The organism is Streptomyces sp. Ru71, assembly GCF_002920535.1.
Lineage (GTDB): Bacteria > Actinomycetota > Actinomycetes > Streptomycetales > Streptomycetaceae > Streptomyces.
Window position 1 is genome coordinate 1 of the sequence record NZ_PQSS01000170.1, and the last position, 1,180, is coordinate 1,180.

A 1,180-nucleotide genomic window follows, 5' to 3' on the forward strand; every position below is an offset into this window, starting at 1 on the left:
ATCCTGACAGTTGGGCTGACGTAAAACAGCGTCTGCCTTTACTTAGCCAGAAACCCTATTACAGCAAGCTGACTTACGGCTACGCTCGTGGACATGAAGCCTACGCTTATGTCGAAAATATTCGTAAGTATCAGATTAGCCTGGTGGGTTATCTGCAAGAGAAAGAGAAGCAGGCTACAGAAGCGGCGATGCAACTGGCGCAGGATTATCCGGCGGTATCGCCTACGGAGTTGGGCAAAGAGAAATTTCCTTTTCTCTTCGTTTCTTTCCCAGTCGTCATCAAACTATTTGACCCATTCTCCGGTGATGCTGCCAACTTACTGATTTAGTGTATGATGGTGTTTTTGAGGTGCTCCAGTGGCTTCTGTTTCTATCAGCTGTCCCTCCTGTTCAGCTACTGACGGGGTGGTGCGTAACGGCAAAAGCACCGCCGGACATCAGCGCTATCTCTGCTCTCACTGCCGTAAAACATGGCAACTGCAGTTCACTTACACCGCTTCTCAACCCGGTACGCACCAGAAAATCATTGATATGGCCATGAATGGCGTTGGATGCCGGGCAACAGCCCGCATTATGGGCGTTGGCCTCAACACGATTTTACGTCACTTAAAAAACTCAGGCCGCAGTCGGTAACCTCGCGCATACAGCCGGGCAGTGACGTCATCGTCTGCGCGGAAATGGACGAACAGTGGGGCTATGTCGGGGCTAAATCGCGCCAGCGCTGGCTGTTTTACGCGTATGACAGTCTCCGGAAGACGGTTGTTGCGCACGTATTCGGTGAACGCACTATGGCGACGCTGGGGCGTCTTATGAGCCTGCTGTCACCCTTTGACGTGGTGATATGGATGACGGATGGCTGGCCGCTGTATGAATCCCGCCTGAAGGGAAAGCTGCACGTAATCAGCAAGCGATATACGCAGCGAATTGAGCGGCATAACCTGAATCTGAGGCAGCACCTGGCACGGCTGGGACGGAAGTCGCTGTCGTTCTCAAAATCGGTGGAGCTGCATGACAAAGTCATCGGGCATTATCTGAACATAAAACACTATCAATAAGTTGGAGTCATTACCTCAGTTTGCAACATTGAACAACATTCGTTGCAAATCGATAACAACATGCACCTTCAGGATACTATTTATTATGTTCGGCAATGATATTTTCACCCGCGTAAAACGTTCAG

The 1,180-nt window shown here is 50.3% G+C and carries 2 protein-coding genes; both read left to right on the forward strand.

Features of this window, described 5'->3' with window-relative positions:
• Positions 1 to 329, forward strand: a 329-nt coding sequence (locus C3489_RS38025) for a hypothetical protein (RefSeq protein WP_219822013.1), incomplete at its 5' end; no start/stop codon positions are given.
• A gap of 28 nt (positions 330 to 357) precedes the next feature.
• Positions 358 to 1,055, forward strand: a protein-coding gene (locus tag C3489_RS38035; RefSeq protein WP_094096600.1) for an IS1-like element IS1A family transposase whose coding sequence is annotated in 2 segments (ribosomal slippage) — positions 358 to 607 and positions 607 to 1,055 — 699 coding nt in all. Because the reading frame shifts where the segments join, the coding sequence is not laid out codon by codon here.
• Positions 1,056 to 1,180: the final 125 nt, after the last annotated feature.